At 74.9% G+C, this 18,679-nt stretch carries 15 protein-coding genes; 5 read left to right on the top strand and 10 right to left on the bottom strand.

The features are described from left to right. Nucleotides 1–47 precede the first annotated feature (47 nt). The gene (locus tag ACFY2K_RS18920) at nt 48–938 is read right to left on the bottom strand and encodes a carbohydrate kinase family protein (protein ID WP_380526608.1); all 891 of its coding nucleotides are present in this window, start codon (nt 936–938) and stop codon (nt 48–50) included. Between the two features lie 3 nt (nt 939–941). Next, nucleotides 942–1,949 carry a pseudouridine-5'-phosphate glycosidase gene (locus ACFY2K_RS18915; RefSeq protein WP_380643585.1) on the bottom strand — a complete coding sequence of 336 codons (1,008 nt, stop codon included), beginning with the start codon at nt 1,947–1,949 and terminating at the stop codon, nt 942–944. Between the two features lie 138 nt (nt 1,950–2,087). Between ACFY2K_RS18915 and ACFY2K_RS18910 the strand changes: the two genes are divergently transcribed. Together ACFY2K_RS18910 and ACFY2K_RS18905 are read left to right on the top strand one after the other, a co-directional pair. After that, complete coding sequence (locus ACFY2K_RS18910) at nt 2,088–2,990, top strand: LysR family transcriptional regulator (protein ID WP_380402036.1); 903 nt, start codon at nt 2,088–2,090, stop codon at nt 2,988–2,990. Nucleotides 2,991–3,148: 158 nt separating this feature from the next. After that, entirely contained in the window at nt 3,149–4,831 is a 1,683-nt protein-coding gene (locus ACFY2K_RS18905; RefSeq protein WP_380643583.1) for a peptide-N4-asparagine amidase, read from the top strand. A 334-nt stretch (nt 4,832–5,165) separates the two neighbouring features. Here the strand turns inward: ACFY2K_RS18905 and ACFY2K_RS18900 are convergent, their stop codons facing one another. Continuing rightward, nucleotides 5,166–5,843, bottom strand: coding sequence for a response regulator (locus ACFY2K_RS18900; RefSeq protein WP_375893646.1), 678 nt, complete (start codon nt 5,841–5,843; stop codon nt 5,166–5,168). Nucleotides 5,844–6,013: 170 nt separating this feature from the next. Between ACFY2K_RS18900 and ACFY2K_RS18895 the strand changes: the two genes are divergently transcribed. After that, entirely contained in the window at nt 6,014–7,609 is a 1,596-nt protein-coding gene (locus ACFY2K_RS18895) for a purple acid phosphatase family protein (protein ID WP_380592435.1), read from the top strand. A 49-nt stretch (nt 7,610–7,658) separates the two neighbouring features. Here the strand turns inward: ACFY2K_RS18895 and ACFY2K_RS18890 are convergent, their stop codons facing one another. Both ACFY2K_RS18890 and ACFY2K_RS18885 read right to left on the bottom strand, forming a co-directional pair. After that, nucleotides 7,659–8,150 (bottom strand): hypothetical protein, encoded by a 492-nt coding sequence (locus tag ACFY2K_RS18890; protein WP_387712618.1) that lies wholly within the window; start codon nt 8,148–8,150, stop codon nt 7,659–7,661. A 92-nt stretch (nt 8,151–8,242) separates the two neighbouring features. Further along, nucleotides 8,243–9,427, bottom strand: a complete 1,185-nt coding sequence (locus ACFY2K_RS18885; RefSeq protein ID WP_387712616.1) for a sensor histidine kinase — start codon at nt 9,425–9,427, stop codon at nt 8,243–8,245. Between the two features lie 295 nt (nt 9,428–9,722). On the opposite strand from ACFY2K_RS18885, the gene ACFY2K_RS18880 reads away from it, so the two are divergent. Beyond that, nucleotides 9,723–10,535 (top strand): (2Fe-2S)-binding protein, encoded by an 813-nt coding sequence (locus tag ACFY2K_RS18880; protein ID WP_387712613.1) that lies wholly within the window; start codon nt 9,723–9,725, stop codon nt 10,533–10,535. Nucleotides 10,536–10,635: 100 nt separating this feature from the next. On the opposite strand, the gene ACFY2K_RS18875 is transcribed toward ACFY2K_RS18880, so the two are convergent. From ACFY2K_RS18875 to ACFY2K_RS18855, 5 genes are all read right to left on the bottom strand, one after another. Further along, a complete protein-coding gene (locus ACFY2K_RS18875; RefSeq protein ID WP_387712610.1) occupies nt 10,636–11,700 on the bottom strand; it encodes a hypothetical protein in 1,065 nt (354 codons plus the stop codon). Between the two features lie 165 nt (nt 11,701–11,865). Beyond that, entirely contained in the window at nt 11,866–13,458 is a 1,593-nt protein-coding gene (locus ACFY2K_RS18870; RefSeq protein ID WP_387712607.1) for an alpha-amylase family glycosyl hydrolase, read from the bottom strand. 177 nt (nt 13,459–13,635) lie between these two features. Continuing rightward, on the bottom strand, nt 13,636–14,304 hold the full coding sequence (locus ACFY2K_RS18865; protein ID WP_380592445.1) for a bifunctional 4-hydroxy-2-oxoglutarate aldolase/2-dehydro-3-deoxy-phosphogluconate aldolase: 669 nt from the start codon (nt 14,302–14,304) through the stop codon (nt 13,636–13,638). Between the two features lie 26 nt (nt 14,305–14,330). Further along, the gene (locus ACFY2K_RS18860) at nt 14,331–15,965 is read right to left on the bottom strand and encodes an amidohydrolase family protein (protein WP_387712604.1); all 1,635 of its coding nucleotides are present in this window, start codon (nt 15,963–15,965) and stop codon (nt 14,331–14,333) included. Next, nucleotides 15,965–17,302, bottom strand: coding sequence for an amino acid deaminase (locus ACFY2K_RS18855; protein ID WP_387712601.1), 1,338 nt, complete (start codon nt 17,300–17,302; stop codon nt 15,965–15,967). The genes ACFY2K_RS18860 and ACFY2K_RS18855 overlap by 1 nt, the downstream gene beginning before the upstream one ends. 153 nt (nt 17,303–17,455) lie before the next feature. Between ACFY2K_RS18855 and ACFY2K_RS18850 the strand changes: the two genes are divergently transcribed. Next, nucleotides 17,456–18,652, top strand: coding sequence for a sugar kinase (locus tag ACFY2K_RS18850; RefSeq protein WP_387712598.1), 1,197 nt, complete (start codon nt 17,456–17,458; stop codon nt 18,650–18,652). The last annotated feature ends 27 nt before the right edge of the window (nt 18,653–18,679 follow it).

Here is an 18,679-nt window from a genome sequence, read left to right as displayed (position 1 = left end):
AGCCCGCAGTGCCCCACCCTCCTACCCCCGCCCTCCTACCCCCGCCCTCACACCCCCCGGTCGATTCCCCCGGTCGAAGCCCCCGGCGAGGCCAGCACCCGCGCCGCGCTGCGGTGCCCGAGCCCGGCCGCCAGGTGGAGGTCCCCGGTGTCCAGGAACCCGGCCAGGAAGCCCGCCGCGAAGGCGTCCCCGGCCCCGGTGAGGTCCCGCACCTCGGCGACCGGCGGCACCGGCACGGTGAACAGCCCGTCCCCCGGCACGTCCACGGTGGTCGGCTCGGCACCCGCCTTGGTGACCACCGTCGAGGCCGCCAGCCGGGCCCGCTCCGGCCCGGGCAGGCCGTCCACCAGCAGCCCGAGGTAGGCGGACTCGGAGCGGTTGGCGAACACGAAGGTGGGCGCCAACTCGGCCAGCAGGGCCAGGAAGCGCTCCCGCCCGTACTGCTCCAGCATCCCGGTGGAGGAGGCGTCCACCGAGGTGGTGCCGCCCGCCTCCCGGACCCGGTCGAGCGCGTCGACCGCCGTCCGGCCGACCGGCTCGCCGTCGAAGGAGTAGGCGGGCACGTGCAGGTGGGTCAGTCCGCCCAACCAGTCGTCCGGGACGCGTTCCAGCAGCTTGGCGGCGCCGCGGTCGGGCAGCATGGTCCGTTCGCCGTCGCGGTCGATCAGCACCACGATGCTGCCGGTCCGACCGTGCCGCTGCACCCGGACGTCCACGCCGTGGCCGCCGAGTTCGGCCACGATGCCGTCCCCGATGGCGTCCGCGCCGACGCAGCCGAGGAAGCGGGCCGGGTACTGTCCGGCGGCGAAGCAGGCGACGTTGGCCGCGCTGCCGCCGCGCCGCCGGAAGACCTGGGCGCCGGAGTCGGTGCCGTGGCGCAGCGGCCCGTCGACCCAGACCACGATGTCCTCGACGAGGTCGCCGAGCACCCCGAGCACGGGTCAGGCCCCGGCGGTCGCGGCGGCGGACCCGTCGGCCCGGTCGGCCCCAGCAGACCTACCGGCCCTGCCGGCCCCACCCCCCAGCGCCGCCAGCGCCACCGCGATCTCCCCGCCCAGGCGGACGTTGCCGCGGTAGACCTCGACGTTGACCTCCAGGCTGCGCCCGCCGGTGTCGCGCTGGATGTGGTCGAGCAGGAACGGGGTGGAGGCGTTGCCGGTGATGCCCCGGCGCTCGGCCTCGGCCCAGGCGCGGGCCAGGATGCCGTCCAGCTCCTCCGGCGGCAGCTGCTTGGCCGGGTCGACCGGGTTGGCGATCAGCACGGCCTGCGGTAGGTCGAGCCGGTCGCGGGCGTCGATCACCGCGGCCGCCTCCGTCGCGGACTGCACGGCGAAGTTGATCTCGTGGCCGGAGTCGGTGACGTAGAAGCCGGGGTACTTGGTGGTGCGGTAGCCGATGACCGGGATGTTGAGGGTCTCGAAGCGCTCCAGGGTGGCCCGGATGTCGAGGATGGACTTCACCCCGGCGCTGATCACGGTGACCGGGGTGGCGGCCAGGGTGGTCATGTCGGCGGACTCGTCGAAGCTCTCGGCGGCACCGAAGTGGACGCCGCCGAGGCCGCCGGTGGAGAAGACCCGCACGCCCGCGCGGTGGGCGAGGAAGGCGGTGGCGGCGACGGTGGTGCCGCCGTGCCGGCCGAGCGCGGCGACCACCGGCAGGTCGCGCAGGCTGACCTTGTCCAGGCCGTCGGTGGCGGCGAGTTCGGTGATCTGCTCGGTGCTCAGGCCGACGGTGGGGACGCCCGCGTGCACGCCGATGGTGGCGGGGACGACGCCCGCCGCCCGCAGCTGCTGCTCGGCCTCCAGCGCGACCGCCAGGTTGCGGGGTCGCGGCAGGCCGTGGGTGAAGATCGTCGACTCCAGGGCGACCACGGGCCGGCCGTCGGCGACGGCCCGGGCGACCTCCTCGGAGATCTGAATGGCGGGGGTGCTGGCGGGCTGTCCGGTCATGGCGGGAGCTTCCTGTGAGATGCCACTGCGGTGGGGCAACGTGACGCTCAGCGTATGGACGGTTCGGATCGGAAACCAGAATGAGTCCTGGGGTTTCCGATAGCCGGTCAGCTATTGGTTCGCACTAGGATGACCCGCATGGGCTTCACCTTGCGGCAGCTGGAGGTCTTCCTGACCGTCGCCGAGACGCTGCACTTCGGCCGGGCCGCCGAGCGGCTGCACATCTCGCAGCCGACGGTCAGCCAGGAGGTCGCCCGACTGGAGCGGACGGTCGGGGTCGAGCTGTTCGACCGCAGCCGCCGCTCGGTCGCGCTGACCGAGGCGGGCGAGGTGATGGCGACCGAGAGCGCGAGACTCCTGGAGCAGGCCGGCGCGATGCTGGCCCGGGTCCGACTGCACGAGGAGTCCCGGCTGGGGACGGCCCGGATCGTCGCCTCCCCGAGCGTGGCGAACCGGCTGCTGCCCGCCGTGGTCAGCCGGGCCGAACAGGAGCTGCCCGCGCTCGACACCGCCGAACTCGCCGTCGACACCGGCCAGGTCTCCGCCACCCTGGCCGGCGAACTCGCCGACATCGGCCTCGGCCGCTTCCTGGAGGACGTCCCCGGCTACCGGCTGGAGCGGATCGCCGACGAGCCGGTCCGGGTCGCCCTCGGCCGGGACCACCCGCTGGCCGCCCGGACGACCCTGCGGCTGGCCGAACTGCGCGACCTGCCCCTGCTGTTGTGGCCGCGCGAGCAGCACCCCCGGTACTACGACCACGTGCTCGGCCTGTGCGCGGAGCACGGCGTCGACCCGCCGGTGCTGGTCAGCCCGCCGCGGATCGTCGGCTCCCGGCTCTACCTGCTCGCCCGCAACCGCGCCTTCTCCCTGGTGCCCGGCTCGATGACCGGCCACCTCACCGAGGACGTGGCCACCGTACGGCTGGACGGCCGGGCCACCCTGCCGCTGGAGATGCAGTGGCGCACGGACGACCGCCGCCCCCCGCTGGCGACGCTGCGCAACCTGATCCGCCAGGAGGCCGCGGCCCTGGAGGAGTGGTAGCGGCAACGGCCCGCCCCCGTTCCGGGAGGGCGGACCGACGCCCCGCCGGAGGGCCCGAAAGCAACTCTTGACGGTCACATGCCAGCGCCGGAAGGATGCCCGGATCAGCCACCCGGCCCGTCGCGCGCCGACGGGCCGCCCGACCCCGGGGACCCACCTTGGCCCTGTTCCCCCGGCGCTCCCCGCGCCGCCCGCTGCGCCGCCTCGCCGGACTGCTCGGCGCCGCCGTCCTCACCCTCGCCGGCACCCTGACCGCCGCCGCCCCGGCCCACGCCGACTTCGGCCGCGGCTACCACGACCCGGTCACCGCGACCAAGCCGCTCACCCGCCCCGACACCCGCTCCTGCACCGTCGAGGTGATGCACGACCGGGAGTTCCGCAACGGCTACGGCAACCCGCCCGACACCCCGTACACCGCCACCCTCACCCCGCCCGCCGACTGCGCCGGCCCCTGGTCCGCCGTGGTCCTCGACCTCCACGGGCAGGTCGCCGGGCGGCAGTTCGACCGGATGTTCAGCGTCCGCGTCGGCGGTGTCGAGGTCCTGCTGTCCTCCACCCCGGAGCCGTCCCCGGACGGCATCCAGTGGAACGTCGAACGCGATCTCACCCGCTACGCCCCGCTGTTCGCGGCCGGACCGCAGCCGTTCTCGCTCGACCTCGCCAACGTCACCGACGCCACCTACACCGGCGTCTACAAGGTCTCGGTCGGCCTGACCTTCTACACCGCGAACGACCGCTGGCCCGCCGCCCACGGCGCCGACCAGGTGCTCACCACCGGCGCGTTCTCGCTCACCCAGGCCGCTCCGGGCACCGCCAAGGACCTCACCTTCCCGCAGAACCTGCAACGGCTGACCGCCGAGGTGTACGCGCGGGGCGGCGGCGCCTGCGAGGAGTTCGCCTACGCCTCCGCGCCGGACGCCTTCGTCGCCGCGAACCCGTCGATCGGCGCCTGCGGCAAGGGCCCGTTCCGCGAACTGAGGCTGACCGTGGACGGCCGGGTGGCCGGCGCCGTCTGGCCGTACCCGGTGATCTACACCGGTGGTTGGGACCCGCTGCTGTGGCGGCCGGTCCCCGGCATCTTCGCCTTCGACCTGCCCGCCTACCGGCTCGACCTCACCCCGTACGTCGGTCTGCTGCTCGACGGGCGCCCGCACAGCGTCGGCATCGAGGTGAACGCCTCCGAGGCGCAGAGCAACGACGTCTGGACCGGCCAGGTCAACCTGTTCGCCGAGGTCGACCACGACACCGCCCGCACCTCCGGGCAGCTCACCGACTACCGGGTCGCCCCCGAGGCCGCCGTCACCACCCGGCTCACCGACCACGGCGGCGGCAGCGGCGACTGGACCGTCACCGCCGCCCGGCACGACCTGGCCCGCGGCTGGGTGCAGACCTCGCACGGCCGGATCACCACCGAGGTCCGCGACGACCTCGCGTTCAGCTCCGCCCAGCAACTGCGCGACAGCGGCAACGACGTGACGCTGCACAACGGCACCGACCTCACCCGCACCACCGCCACCTGGGGCGGCGGACCGCACCGCACCACCACCGTGCACGAGGGCGAACCGCTGGACGTCACCTACAAGGTGACCCACGACGCGGCCGGGAACACCGACCAGAACACCGCGATGGACCTCGGCTACCACCGCGAGGCCACCACCGCGACCGGCGGCCACGTCACCGGGCGCAGCACGGTGGACCACACCCTGCGGCCCACCGCGACCCGCCACGACGGCGACCGCACCGTCCGGACCGGCAGCAGCACCGAGGACTACCGCAGCACCGGGCCGGACGGGCCGTACCACCGGACGCTGAGCTTCGTCGACGGGTGGCCGAAGCCCTGAGGCACTCCCCCCGAGGCCCCCGAGGCCCCCGGGACCCCCGGGGGCCCGACTTGCGAAATTCGCCCGATTTCGGACCGTTCACCCCTGGTGCACGGCTCGTAGGAAGCGCATGATGGGAGGTGGACCTGCGAGGTAGCTGAAGGAAGTTCGACCGCAGGAGGCAGTGGCGACAGGTCGAGACGGATCAGGGTCTGCCGCTGGTACTACCTCGGTCGACGATCGAACTACCGGCCGGAGGACGGGATGTCCGGAGGCCACCCCCACCTCGCAGGTTCCGCGCGTCCACGGAGCATCCCCTCGGCCCCGTGGACGCGCCCTCGCGCCCTGCCGCCCGCTACCGCGGCACCGGGTACCCCATCTCCCAGGCGTGCACGGCGATCCCGACCCGGTTCGACACGCCCAGCTTGCGCTGGATGCTGGCCACGTGGGTCTTCACCGTCCCCGCGGAGATGAACAGTTCGGCCGCGATGTCGGCGTTGGTGCGGCCCGCCGCGACATGACCGGCGATCTCCACCTCCCGTTCGGTCAGCGGCACCACCACCCCCGCCGCGGCCGGACGCGCGGGCCGCCGCGGCGCCGTCACGTGCTGGAGCAGCCGCACCGTGACCGACGGGCTGATCAGGCTCTCCCCGTCCGCCGCCGCCCGTACCGCCTCGGCCAGCAGGGCCGGGCCGGAGCGCTTCAACAGGAACCCGGAAGCGCCGTGCCGCAGCGCCGGGTAGACGTACTCGTCCAGGTCGAAGGTGGTCAGCACCACCACCCGCACCGAGCCGGACAGCCGCCTGGTCACCTCCAGCCCGTCCAGTCGCGGCATCCGGATGTCCACCAGGGCGACGTCCGGCCGCAGTTGGGCCGCCAGCTCCAGCGCGGCGACACCGTCCACGGCCTCGCCCACCACCTCGATGTCCGGCTGGGCGTCGAGGATCCGGCGCACACCGCGCCGGACGGCCTCCTGGTCGTCCGCGACCAACACCCGGATCACCCGCGGGCACTCACCGTTCGCACTCGTCACACCGGGCAGTCTCCCGCACCGACCGGCGGGCGGCAAAGGCCGGGAGAGGCCGGGAGAGCCTGGGATACGGCGCGAGACGGCGGGTAGGACGGGCGGCCGGGAGAGGGCGCCGGGAAAGTTCACGCGGCCGGTCCGGCGCGGTTCACCTCCGCCCGGTGAAGCTGACCGCCATGAACGCTTCCAGTGGACGTCCGCCCGTCACCCCCTCCGTCAGCCGGCGCGGGCTCCTGGCCGGGGCGACCGGCCTGAGCCTCGGCGGCGCCGTCTCCCTCTCCGGCGTCGCGGCCACCCCCGCCGCCGCCTCCCCGCTGCTGTGGGAGCGGCCGGAGCGCTCCGGCGCCCCGCGGGTCGGCGGACTGCACCTGCAGTTCGGCTCGGACGCCTCGCGCGAGGTCACGGTCTCCTGGCACACCACCGCGTCCGTCTCCAACCCCCGGGTGATGTACGGGACTTCGCACGGCGGCTTCGGGCGCACCGAGCAGGCCGAGACCCGCACCTACCGGGACGCCAACTCCGGTACCGAGGTCCAGGTGCACCACGCCCGGATCGGCGACCTGCACCCCGACACGGACTACGTCTACGCGGCCGTCCACGACGGCGCCACCCCCGAACTCGGCACCGTCCGCACCGCCCCGCGCGGCCGGGCCGCCTTCACCTTCACCAGCTTCGGCGACCAGGGCACCCCCACCCTCGGCAAGCAGACCGCCAACGGCTACGCCAACGACAACCTCGGCAGCCCGGCCGCGGGCGACACCACCGCCGGGGTCGAGCGGGTCGCCCCGCTGTTCCACCTGCTCAACGGGGACCTCTGCTACGCCAACCTCTCCACCGACCGGGTCCGCACCTGGTCCGACTGGTTCGAGAACAACACCCGCTCGGCCCGCCACCGTCCCTGGATGCCCGCCGCCGGCAACCACGAGAACGAGAAGGGCAACGGCCCGATCGGCTACGGCGCCTACCAGGCCTACTTCGACCTCCCGGACTCCGACGCCGACGACGAACTGCGCGGCCTCTGGTACGCGTTCACGGCCGGCTCGGTGCGCGTCATCAGCCTCAACAACGACGACGTCGCCTACCAGGACGGCGGCAACAGCTATGTGCACGGCTACTCCGGCGGAGCCCAGCAGCGCTGGCTGGAGCGGGAGTTGATCGCCGCCAACGCCGACCCGGGGATCGACTGGATCGTGGTCTGCATGCACCAGGTGGTGATCTCCACCGCCGACAAGTTCAACGGCGCCGACCTCGGCGTCCGCGAGGCCTGGGTGCCGCTGTTCGACAAGTACGGCGTCGACCTGGTGGTCTGCGGCCACGAGCACCACTACGAGCGCTCCCACCCGATCCGCGGCCAGCAGCCCACCGACACCCGCACCCCGATCCCGGTCGCCACCGGCACCGAGACCGTCGACACCACCCAGGGCACCGTCCACATGGTCATCGGCGGCGGCGGCACCTCCGCCCCCTCCAACCACCTCTTCTTCACCCCGCCCAAGGCCCGGGTGATCACCGGCGTCGGCCCGGTGGACCAGGCCACCGGCAAGCGGCCACCGGTCTACGTGATCGAGGACGCCCCCTGGTCCGCCTTCCGCGACGCCCAGAACCCGTACGGCTTCGCCGCCTTCGAGGTCGACCCGGGCGAGCGCGGCGGCCGCACCAGCATCGCCGTCACGTACTACTCCGTGAGCGGCCCGTACGGCGACCTCGTCCCGGTCGACCGCTTCACCCTCACCCGCCCGCGCGGCCTGCGCGGCGGCGGCCGGGGGCGCTGACCCTCCCCGCCCACGCCCGGGGGCGCGGGTCAGCGCCCCCCGGGCACTCCTAGATGTGGGTCCACCCGCCGTTGGCGAGGAGTCCGAGCGGGCCCGCGAGGAGCAGGGCGGCGAACGCCGTCCCCACCCGGCCGCGGTTGCGCCGGCCGGTGAGCAGCAGCATGACGCCGGACGGGAGGGCGAAGACGAACACCGGCAACGGGAGCAGCAGGAACGGCACCGAGCACACGGCCTGGACGCCGAGCTGCAACCAGCCGACCGTGAGGCAGGCACGCCGGAAGCCCGGCTCGCGCGGTACGGCCAGGGGCAGCACCGTCATCCCGAGGAATCCGACGTACAGGCCCCAGAACCAGGCGTTGCCGTCCCCCCACCACACCCCGCCGACGGCCCACGGCACCCAGGCGACACCGGCCAGCGCGACGAGGACGCGCCCACTGGTCCGGACCCGGCCGCGGACCAGGGGGGCACGTGGCTCCCTCGGCCGGTCGGTGAACGCGGCCTCGGCCGCGAAACCGGGCTGCGCCGGCAGTGACTCGCTCATCCCTACCCCCTGAGAACGACCCCGCGGATGATTTGAACGTGTTCAACATAGCGCTCCGACCGTCACCCGGAAAGCCGGGGGGTACCCCCGCCTCACCGCCCCGGCAGGGTGCAGCACACCTCCCAGCCCGAGGGGCCGGACGGGCCGGCGGTCAGGCTGCCCCCGTGGGCAGCGGCCCGGGCCGTCAGGCCCGCCAGACCGGTACCGCCCGCGCCCGGGCGGCGGCGCAGCCGGGGCCGTCGGGCGGCCGGCCCGCCGGTGTCGCCGACGGTCACCCGCACCGCCCGGCCGTCCGGCTCGGCGGCCACCCGGACCGCCACCGCGGTGGCCTGCGGGGCATGCCGGCGGACGTTGGTCAGGGCCTCCAGGACGACGGCGTACGCGGTGGCCCCGGCCTCGGCGGCGAGCAGTCCGACGGCCTCTGGGGCGAGCTCCACGGTGGCACGCGGGCCACCCGTCGTACCGAAGCGCTCCACCAGCTCCGGCAGGTCGGCCAGGCCGACCCGGCGGGTGGTTCCGGCCGCCGCCCGGCCTTCGCGCAGCGCCCCGACCATCTCGTCCATCGAGTCCAGCGCCCGCAGCCCCGCCTCCTCCAGGCGGCGCAACAGGGCGGCCGTCTCCTCCGCCTGCTGGCCCGGGAGCTGGCCGGCCTGGGCCTCCAGCACGATGCCGGTGATCTCGTGGGCGACGGAGTCGTGCAGCCCGCGGGCGACGTCCAGCCGCTGCTCGCGCCGCGCCCGCTCGACGGCGCGCTCCCGCCGGACGTCCAGCACCCGCAGGTAGAGGCTCGCCCCGGCCACCCCGAGCACCGGCAGCAGCGAGAACAGCACGCCGCCCACCGGCCCGGCCGCACCGCCCTGCGGCATCCGGAGCACGAACCGCAACGGGAGCAGCACGGCCGCGAGGGAGACCACCCCGCCGACCGGCCAGGCCCAGCGCTCGGGCAATCGGCGGACGGCCCGGTACAGCACGCCCAGCAGCGCGAGCCATTCCAGCGGCAGCCAGAACGCGGGCAGCCGGTACGGCCCCGGGTAGCCCAGGTCGACCAGCAGCGAGACCCCGGCCGCGCCGGCCGCCGCGGCGGCGAGCGTGACGCGGCCGAGCGGCCAGAGCAGCAGCGCCACCGCGGCTGCGAGCGCGGCCGTCAGGGCGAGCAGCAGGGCCGCCCCGCGCTCACCCGGATGAGCGAGCACGACGGGCGCGATCAGCAGCAGAGCGGTGGCGACGGCGGGCCAACGGCGGCGCCGGGCGGGGCGGGACTGACGGTCGGTGCGCACTCCGCCGAGCCTACGGGCCGCTCTCCCGGGGGAGGCCCGCTCCTCCCCGCGCAGGAGGCGACTCCCCTCCTCAGCGGGAGGTCAGGACGGTTCGGACGGGCCAGACTCGATGCCGTCGGAACAACCCCCGCAACGGAGGACGGATCACCGTGGATCTCCGAGCGCCAGGGCGCGGTAGCGTTCATCCGCACGACCGGCCCGGCCCTCTGGAGAAGCAGATGCACCCCGACCGCCCGATCCCGACCGGGCCGACCGAAGCCGGCACGGGGTTCAACGACCCTACCGGGGAGGGCCGTTGAACCCCGCGCCCGAACAACCGCAACCCGAACAGCCTCGGCCCGACCAGCCTCGGCCCGACCGGCCGCAGGCCGACCGGCAGCAGTCCGACTACGCCCGACTCGCCGCCCTCGGGCCGTACTTCGCCCTCGACACCGCCCCCGACACCGACCCCGCCGGCCCCCCGCCGCCCGGCTTCCGCCCGCTGCCGGAGCTGTACGGCACCGGCCCGGACGCGCCACTCCCCGCCCGGATCCGGGTGGTGGCGCAGCGCCTGGGCACGGCCGAACTCCGGGTCGCCGCCTCGATCCTGCACCTCGGCCTGGCCGCCCGCTTCTGGTCGGTGGGCATCGGCTCGGCCGTCCTGCTGGGGACGGTCCCGACCCTGGACCACGCCTGGGTGCGGATCCCGGACCAGGGACCGATCGACCTCTGGACGCCGCCGGAACCGGTCCGCCCGGAGCCCGGGGACCTCGTCGATCAGCTCCACCGATCCGTCCTGATCGGGCAGTTGGAGCCACTGGCCGCAGCAGTGCGCGCCGCCGTGCCGCTCTCGGCACGCCTGCTGCGCGGCAACGCGGCCTCCGCGCTGGCCGGGACGCTCCGGGTACTGAGCCCCCGGGCGTCGCTCCCGGCCCGGGAGTTGGTCACGCGGCTGCTGGACCGTCCGCCACTCGCGGGCTCCGGCACGCTGCACACCGGCCCGCGCGGGGCCGCGTTCCACCGGACGAGCTGCTGCCTCTACTACCGGACCGGCCCGGGCGCCGGGCTCTGCGGGGACTGCTGCTTCACCCGGCCGCCGGCCCGGCGGAACGCACCGGAGACCCGCTGAGGCCCGCACCCGGCTTGTCCGGAGCCGGGTGCGGGCCACTTGTTCCCCACCCGGTTCCGATGCCCTCGCACCGGGTGAAGTCCTTTCGGGTGGACGGTCCTCAGACCGCGACCGCCTCCTCCATCTCCTCCTCGGCCTCGGCCGCCGCCTCGGCCCGCGCCGTCACCGCGCGGCGCCCGCGGCCCTCGTACGCCGCCGCGGCGACCAGGGCCGCCCCGCCCAGCAGCAGCCAGACCACCAGGGTCAGCACGTGCCCGCCGAGGCCGGCGCCGCCGTCGAAGTACAGGATGTCCCGCGCGCCCTCCAGGTAGCCGGCTCCGGTCCAGAAGCCGTGCAGGGCCCCGAAGAACCCGTTCTGCAGTTCGGGCCGGTAGATGCCGCCGGAGGAGGTGAAGTTGAGCATCACGAACAGCACCATCAGCGCCAGCGTGGTCCACTTCTTCAAGAAGCTGTGCAGGCCGGTGCCGATCAGCACGATGCCCGCGGAGTAGAGCCAGCCGAGCGCCCAGACGGCGGCGTAGTCGTGATCGACCACGTGGAAGAGCGGACCGGCGGTGGCGATCCCGATCACGCTGACCACCAGCGAGACGGCCACGCCCACCAGGGCCCGGATCCGCATCGGCAGCCCGGCGCCGGCCGCGCCGATCACCGCGACGCTGGCGTAGGAGCCGATGCTCAGCGCGACCAGCAGGAAGAACAGGCCCTGGCCGGTCGGGTCGCCCTCGGCGGGGGTGGTGAGGTCGGTGACGTGCAACGGGACGCCCTGCCGGTCCGTGACGTTGGTGAACACCGCCGTGGCGGCCACCACCGAGGTGTCGGAGTTGCCCTTGGCCACGATCAGCTCCGGGTTCCGGGCGTCCGGGACGAAGGCGCCGACCAGGTCGCGGTCGCGCAGCAGCTGCTCGGCGGCGGAGCGGTCGGCGACGGTCCGCACGTCCAGCGCGGCACCGGCCTTGCCCTGGACGGTCTGCGCCAGCCCCTGGGCCTGCGGTCCGGCGCCGACCACGGCGACCTTGAGGTGGTGGGGCTCGGGCTGGTGGAAGGCGCCCTGGTAGGCGAGGGCCATGCCGAGGCACATCAGCAGCGGGGTGAGCAGGTGGACGGCGAGGTGCTTGAGCGCGTGCCCCGGGGTGGGCGCCGCGGTGGGGGTCTGGGGTGTGCTCATGGCGTTCGTACCGTCCTCCGGCGATCTCTTCGATGATGGCGGCACATACAACCGATTCGGGTGGCAAATGCAACCATCTATGGATGTAGCTTACAACTATTTGACATCGATAGGAAGCCGGGCCGCCCGGAGCACGGCCCGACGACCGGCAACCGGCAGCCCGGCTCAGCCCAGCTCGAACACCCCGTACGAGAACCCCTCGGCCCGCAGCTCACCGTCCACGACCCGCACCCCCTGCACCTCCAGCGGCCGCACCGCTCCCCCGCCCGGGAGGCCCGCCGGCCGGACCGCCCCCGGCTCCCGGCGCGGGTTCACCGCCACCAGGTACCGCCCGGACCGCACGTACACCAGCGGGTACCCGGCCTGCCGCACCTCCACCCCGCCGGCGGCGCCCAGCCCGGGGTGGGCGCGGCGCAGCGCGATCAGGCGCCGGACGGTGTGCAGCAGCGAGGTCGGGTCGGCGCGCTGGGAGAGCACGTCCGGGCGGTGCGGGTCAGGGTCCGGCGGCAGGTAGCACCGCTCGGGCGCGGCCGCCGAGAATCCGGCCGACGGGCCGGGCGTCCACTGCATCGGGGTCCGCGACCCCGCCCGGTTGAAGCGCGGGCCGAGCACGCTGCCCTCGACGTCCGGCAGTCCGGGCAGGTAGCGCATGCCGATCTCGTCCCCGTAGTAGACGGCGGGCAGGGTCGGCCAGGTGAGCAGGAAGGCGAAGGCGGGGGCGAGTTGCTCCCCGGAGCGCGGGGCGGTGGCCAGCCGGGAGAAGTCGTGGTTGGCGGTGGGCAGCACGATGTGCCCGTTGCCCTCGGTGAGTTCGGCGGCGGAGCGCCAGGCGTCCAGGAAGGTCTGCGGGGTGCCGCGCCCCTCGGCCTCGAAGTAACACGGGCCCTGCTGCCAGAATTCCTCGACCGTCCCGCCGCCGTTGTTCCACAGCGAGCGCAGCGGGAGGCCGTGGTCGTCCCCGCCGAAGTGCAGGAAGAAGTCGGCGTGGAACCCGGCCGCGACGGCGGCGGCCGGTTCGCCCCACTCGGCGAGCAGCGCGGCCTCGGGGTGGGCGCGGTCCAGCCAGTCGCGCAGCTCGGTCCAGAGCTTGGCGGTCTCCACCCGGCCCGGGTCGTCCTTGACCAGCGAGTACGCCATGTCCACCCGGAAGCCGGCCACGCCGAGGCCCAGCCAGTGCGCCATGATGTCGCGCAGTGCCGCCCGGTTGGCGCGTGGGCCCTCGGCGTCCACCGGCTGCCGCCAGGGCTCCGACGAACTCGTGCGCGCGTAGCCGAAGTTGAGGGCGGGCTGACAGTCGAAGAAGTTCGGCCGGTACCAGCCCGGCCGGCTCCCGGGCGAGGCGACGAAGCCGTCCACCGGCCGGTCGGACCAGATGTAGCGCTGGTCGGCCGGGTCCTCGGCGGAGGCCAGGAACCAGGGGTGGCGGTCGGAGGTGTGCCCGGCGACCAGGTCCAGCAGGATCCGGATGCCCTTGCCGCGCGCGGCCTCGACCAGCGCGACCAGGTCCTCGGTGCGGCCGTAACGCGGGGCCGGGGTGAAGTAGTCGGTGACGTCGTACCCGGCGTCGCGGAACGGCGAGGCGAAGCAGGGGTTGAGCCAGACGGTGTCCACGCCCAGCCAGGCGAGGTGGTCGAGGTGCTCGGTGATGCCGGTGAAGTCGCCGATGCCGTCGCCGTCGGAGTCCGCGAAGGACTGCGGGTAGATCTGGTAGAGGACGGCGTCGGCCAACCAGTCGGGGCCGGGGCGGGTCGAGGTCATGGGGCGGGTCCTCCTGTCGGGTCCGGGGGCCGCCCGGGCCGGGGGGCCGAGGGGCCCGGGGTGGGCCGGGTGCCACCGATTCTCGTCCGATCCCGGCCGTCCCGACAGCCCGCCGCGCACCTTCACCGAACCGCCGCCGAGCCGGCGCCGCCCAGTCCCCCGCTCCACAGGAAGCCGCTACGCCCCCGCCGCGCAGGCCCGGGTGAACGCCCGGGCCCGCCTGGTGATCTCCGCCCAGTCCCCCGCCTCCACCACCGCCGGCGGCACCACGTCCGTCCCCGCGCACACCGCGAGCGCCCCCTGTGCCAGGAACTCGGCCGCGTTGCCCGCGTTCACCCCGCCCGAGGCCACCAACGGCACGTCGGGGTACGGGCCGCGCAGGTCCTTGAAGTAGCCGGGGCCGAACGACCGGGCCGGGAAGATCTTGACGGCGGCCGCCCCCAGGTCGACCGCCCGGGCCACCTCGGTCGGGGTCAGCGCCCCCAGCACCACCGGCACCCCGCGTGCCCGTCCGACCTCGGCGACCTCGGGCCGGCAGCCGGGGGTGACCAGGAAGGAGGCCCCGGCGTCGATCCCCCGCCCGGCCTGCTCGGCGGTCAGCACCGTCCCCACCCCGACCCGCCATCCGGACGCCGAGGCACGCTCCAGGTGGTCCGTCACATCCGGTGTGGTGTAGGTGAATTCGGTGAAGCTGATGCCGCCCTCGGCGAGTGCGGCGCACAGTGCGGCGGCGTCCGGGATCCGGGGTGCGCGGACCACCGCGATCACCGGGTCGTTCCGCAGCTCGGCGAGGGCGTTCGTGCCGTTCACAGCATTCGTGGCGTTCGTGGCGTTCGTGGCGTTCATCGGGCCAGCGTTCATCGGGCCAACATTCATCGGGCCAGCGTTCCTCGATCGGTGCGGCGCAGGGCGCGCCCGGGCCGGGCGCCGGTGGTGCGACCCTGCCGGACGACGGCGGTGCCGTTGACGTACACGTACTGGATCCCCTCGGCGGGCAGCCGGGGTTGCTCGAAGGTGGCGGTGTCCCGGACCCGTTCGGGGTCCAGCAGCACCAGGTCGGCGTGGTGGCCGGGGGCAATCCGGCCGCGCCGGTCCAGCCCCAGCCGGGCGGCGGGCCGGCCGGTCATCCGGGTGATCGCCTGCTCCAGGGTGAGCACGCCCAACTCCCGTCCGTAGTGGCCGAGGTAGCGCGGGAAGGTGCCCCAGGCGCGCGGGTGTGGCCGGGCCCCGACGAGCAGGCCGTCGCTGCCCACGGTGTGGGCGGGGTGGCGCATCACCGCCCGGACGTTCTCCTCGTGCCCGACGTGCTGGAGGACGGTGGTGGCCAACTCGTCGCGGCGCAGCAGGTCGAGGAAGACCTCCGTCCCGCCGGCCCCCCGCTCGGCGGCCAGGTCGGCGACCGTCCGGCCGACCGTCGGCGCGAGGTCGGCCGAGCGGACGCCGGAGATCTGGACGGTCGCCCAGTCGGCGACCACGCCGTGGCAGCCGTCGCTGCCGGTCCGCTCCATCGCGTACCGGATCCGCTCGCACGCAGCCGGGTCGGCGAGCCGCGCCAGGGTGGCGCCGGGGCCGCCCTCGGCGGCCCAACTCGGCAGCAGGGCCGCCAGGGTGGTGGAGCCGGGCAGGTAGGGGTAGCTGTCCAGAGTGAGGTCGACGCCGTCCGCGAGCGCCCGGTCGACCAGGTCCAGGAACTCGCCGGCCCGGCCCCGGTTGACGCCGAAGTTCATCGTGGCGTGGGTCAGGTGCAGCGCGCAGCCGGACCGCCGGGCGATCTCCACCATCTCCGCGTAGCCCTCCAACGCACCCTTCCCGTACGAGCGTTGGTGCGGCGCGTGGAAGCCGCCGTAGGCCGCAACCACGGTGCACAGCGCGGCCAGCTCGGCGGTGTCCGCGTACATCCCGGGGGTGTAGCTGAGCCCGCTGGACATGCCGACCGCGCCGTGCAGCAGGCCCTGCGCCAACACCTGCCGCATCCGGTCGAGTTCGGCCGGGGTGGGCGGGCGGTTGTCCCAGCCCATGGCGAGCATCCGCAGCGAGCCGTGCGGGACCAGGTAGCAGGCGTTGACGGCGACCCGGGTGCGGTCGATCCGGTCCAGGTACCCGCCGACGTCACGCCAGTCCCAGTCGAAGCCCGCCGGATCGCCGTTCCATCCGGCCAGCTGCCGGCGCAGCGCGGGCAGGGTGGTGTCGTCCACCGGGGCGTAGGACAGGCCGTCCTGGCCGAGCACCTCGCAGGTGACGCCCTGGGTGACCTTGGCCGGGTGCTCGGGTTCGAGCAGCAGGGCGAGGTCGGAGTGGGCGTGCATGTCGATGAAGCCGGGGGCGAGCACCAGGCCGTCGGCGTCCACCACGGTACCCCCGCCGAGGCCCGCGCCGATCTCGGTGATCACGCCGTCGGCGATCCGCACGTCCGCCCGGTAGCGGTCGGCGCCCGTCCCGTCGACGACCGTGGCCCCCTTGAAGACGGTCGCCCCCGGGAAGGCAGCGGTTCTCTCCCCCGCCGTCATCAGAAGAACGTCCTGATCAGCCCGGTGACCTGCGGCTCGGCCGCGTCCGCGCGGTCCAGCACCGGGATCGCGGTCCACTTGTCGAAGGCCGTGCACGGGTGCGAGACGCCGAGCCGCAGCACCGCGCCGACCGGTGCGAGGTCGCCCGCGTCGCGGAGGTAGGCGTGCTGGTCGTTGAGCGCGGTGATCCGGGCGGCCGTGCCGGTCAACGCCGCACCGCCACGCACCAGTTGCGGCTCGGGCAGGCCCTCGTCGAAGGGCAGGTCGCGCTTGCCCGCGTCCAGCAGCGCGAGTTGGGGCTCGGGCCGGGAGGCCACCCGGGCCCAGCCGTGCAGCGCAGCGCGGAACGGGGTCGGCCCGCCGCCCCGGGCGAGCGGGGAGATGCCCCGGTAGAAGCCGTCGTCGTGGGCGATGTACGCACCCGAGCGGAGCACCACCAGCGCCTCCGGCAGGGCGGCCAACTCCTCGGCCACCAGGTCGAAGTAGGCGCTTCCGCCAGCTGACACCACCGGTGGCGCGCCGTCCGGGTAGGCCCCGGCGAGCCGACCGTGCAGTTCGCCGAGCGCGTTCAGGTAGCCGCGGACGGCGGCCAGCCCTTCGGCGGTGGCGTCGTGCGCGAGGGCGCCCTCGTACCCGCCGACGCCGGCCAGCCGCAGGGTGGGGGCGCGCAGCACGGCGGCGGCGACCTCGACGGCCGCGTCCACGCCGCGCACGCCGGTCCGCCCGCCCGGGCCGCCGAGTTCGACCAGCACCTCGACCGGCCGCTCGGCCCCGGCGGCGCACAGCGCCTCGTCCATCAGCCGTACGCCCTCGGTGGAGTCGGTCCAGCAGAGGAAGCCGAAGCCCGGGTCGGCGGTCAGTTCGGCGGCGAGCCAGGCGAGTCCGGCCGGGTCGAGCAGGGTGTTGGCGAGCAGGATCCGCTGGACGCCGAAGGCGCGGGCGACCCGCACCTGGGGCAGGTTGGCGAGGGTGATCCCGTGGCTGCCGGCGGCGAGTTGGGCCTGCCAGAGCTGGGGCGCCATGGTGGTCTTGCCGTGCGGGGCGAGCGCGACGCCCGCCTCGGCGCACCAGTCGGCCATGGTCAGGACGTTGTGGTCGAGCGCGGCGCCGTCGAGGGTGAGCAGCGGGGTGCCGAGGGAGGAGAGGGTCGGTCCGGTGGCGAGCCAGTCGCGCGTGGTGCGGCCCCAGCTCTCCGGCGGGGCGGCCTTGAACCGCCAGTCGAGGGTCTCGTCGGCCAGCGCCGCGACCGCCCCCTCGGCGATGCCGGGCCCGTCCGCACCGCTCGCGAAGGCGCCACTGCCCGCGAGGGTGCCACGGCCCGCGAAAGTCTGCTCCACCGTCTTCCTCCATCCACCATGTTGCAACATGCGCAACGAGGGTTGCACATGTTGGCAACACGGTTCTAGCATCGGCGCCGGATCACGGTCAACGGAGTCGAACCCCATCGTCAGAGGTCGACACACCGCCGCCGCAGACGAGGAGCCCAGCAGATGCCGCCACAGGACCACCCGGGGCCGGACCGCCCCGGCCCTCCCCCGACGGCCGTGTGCGTGGGCGAGTCGATGGCCGTGCTCCTGCCCGACCGCCCCGGCCCGCTGGAGTCCGTGGACACCTTCCGGCTGTCCGTCGGCGGCGCCGAGTCCAACGTCGCCGGGGCCCTGGCCGCGCTCGGCGTGCCGACCGCCTGGATCAGCCGGGTCGGCGACGACGGCTTCGGCCGCCGCCTGCTCGCCGAGGTCGCAGCCCGCGGCGTGGACGTCTCCGGCGTCACCGTCGACCCGCACCGCCCGACCGGCCTCTACCTCAAGGAGGTCGGCGGCACCACCGGCCACCGGCACGACCTCGGCCCCGGCCGCAGCCGGCTGCACTACCACCGGCGCGGCTCCGCGGCCGCCGCCCTCTCCCCCGCGCTGCTCACCGACCCGGCCGCCGCCGGCCTGCTGGCCGGCGCCCGCCTGCTGCACCTGTCCGGCATCACCGCCGCGCTCTCCGACGACTGCCTGGCCCTGCTGCGCGCCCTGCTCGCCGACCGCCGCCCGGGGCGGCTGATCAGCTTCGACCTCAACTGGCGCCCAGCGCTCTGGCGGGACCGCGACCCGGCCGTGCTGCCGCCGCTGCTGGACGCCGCCGATCTGCTGCTGCTCGGCGCCGACGAGGCCCGGGCCGCCTTCGGCACCGACGAGCCCGCCGCGCTGCGCCGCCGCTTCCCCGCACCCGCCACCGTGGTGGTCAAGGACGCCGCCCGGCTGGTCACCGCGCTGGAGCGGGACGGCACGGCCGTCGCCGAACCGGCCCTGACCGTCGAGGTGGTGGAGGCGACCGGCGCGGGCGACGCCTTCGCCGCCGGCTACCTGGCCGGCACCCTCCACGCCCTGGACCAGCGCCGCCGGCTGCGGCTGGGCCACCTGAGCGCGGCCTGCGCGCTGACCGCGCACGGCGACCAGGCCGAACTGCCGCCGGCCCCGGTGCTGACGGCCCTGCTCGACGCCTCCCCCGCCGACTGGGCCGCCACCCGGGTCAGCGCCGAGGGCATCGACTCCCCGGCCCTGCCCGCCGCCCGCCCCTGGCGGCGGACCGCCGCGGACGCACCGGCCCTGACAGCGACCCAGGAGGCGGCCCAGGCGGTGGCCGGGGCGGCAACCCAGGCGGCCGCCGGGGCGCGCGCCGACCGGGCCCGGGCACAATGAGCACCGACCCCCGCCACCCGACCGGAG

This window comes from Kitasatospora sp. NPDC001309 (assembly GCF_042896295.1).
GTDB lineage: Bacteria > Actinomycetota > Actinomycetes > Streptomycetales > Streptomycetaceae > Kitasatospora.
This window is presented reverse-complemented; position numbering and strand designations above follow the sequence as displayed.

What these genes read in the sequence shown, in the direction of transcription:
- ACFY2K_RS18875 (WP_387712610.1), bottom strand. Translation starts at nt 11,700, where the DNA reads ATGAGCACACCCCAGACCCCCACCGCGGCGCCCACCCCGGGGCACGCG.
- ACFY2K_RS18870 (WP_387712607.1), bottom strand. Translation starts at nt 13,458, where the DNA reads ATGACCTCGACCCGCCCCGGCCCCGACTGGTTGGCCGACGCCGTCCTC.
- ACFY2K_RS18910 (WP_380402036.1), top strand. Translation starts at nt 2,088, where the DNA reads ATGGGCTTCACCTTGCGGCAGCTGGAGGTCTTCCTGACCGTCGCCGAG.
- ACFY2K_RS18850 (WP_387712598.1), top strand. Translation starts at nt 17,456, where the DNA reads ATGCCGCCACAGGACCACCCGGGGCCGGACCGCCCCGGCCCTCCCCCG.
- ACFY2K_RS18915 (WP_380643585.1), bottom strand. Translation starts at nt 1,949, where the DNA reads ATGACCGGACAGCCCGCCAGCACCCCCGCCATTCAGATCTCCGAGGAG.
- ACFY2K_RS18865 (WP_380592445.1), bottom strand. Translation starts at nt 14,304, where the DNA reads ATGAACGCCACGAACGCCACGAACGCCACGAATGCTGTGAACGGCACG.
- ACFY2K_RS18890 (WP_387712618.1), bottom strand. Translation starts at nt 8,150, where the DNA reads ATGAGCGAGTCACTGCCGGCGCAGCCCGGTTTCGCGGCCGAGGCCGCG.
- ACFY2K_RS18860 (WP_387712604.1), bottom strand. Translation starts at nt 15,965, where the DNA reads ATGACGGCGGGGGAGAGAACCGCTGCCTTCCCGGGGGCGACCGTCTTC.
- ACFY2K_RS18895 (WP_380592435.1), top strand. Translation starts at nt 6,014, where the DNA reads ATGAACGCTTCCAGTGGACGTCCGCCCGTCACCCCCTCCGTCAGCCGG.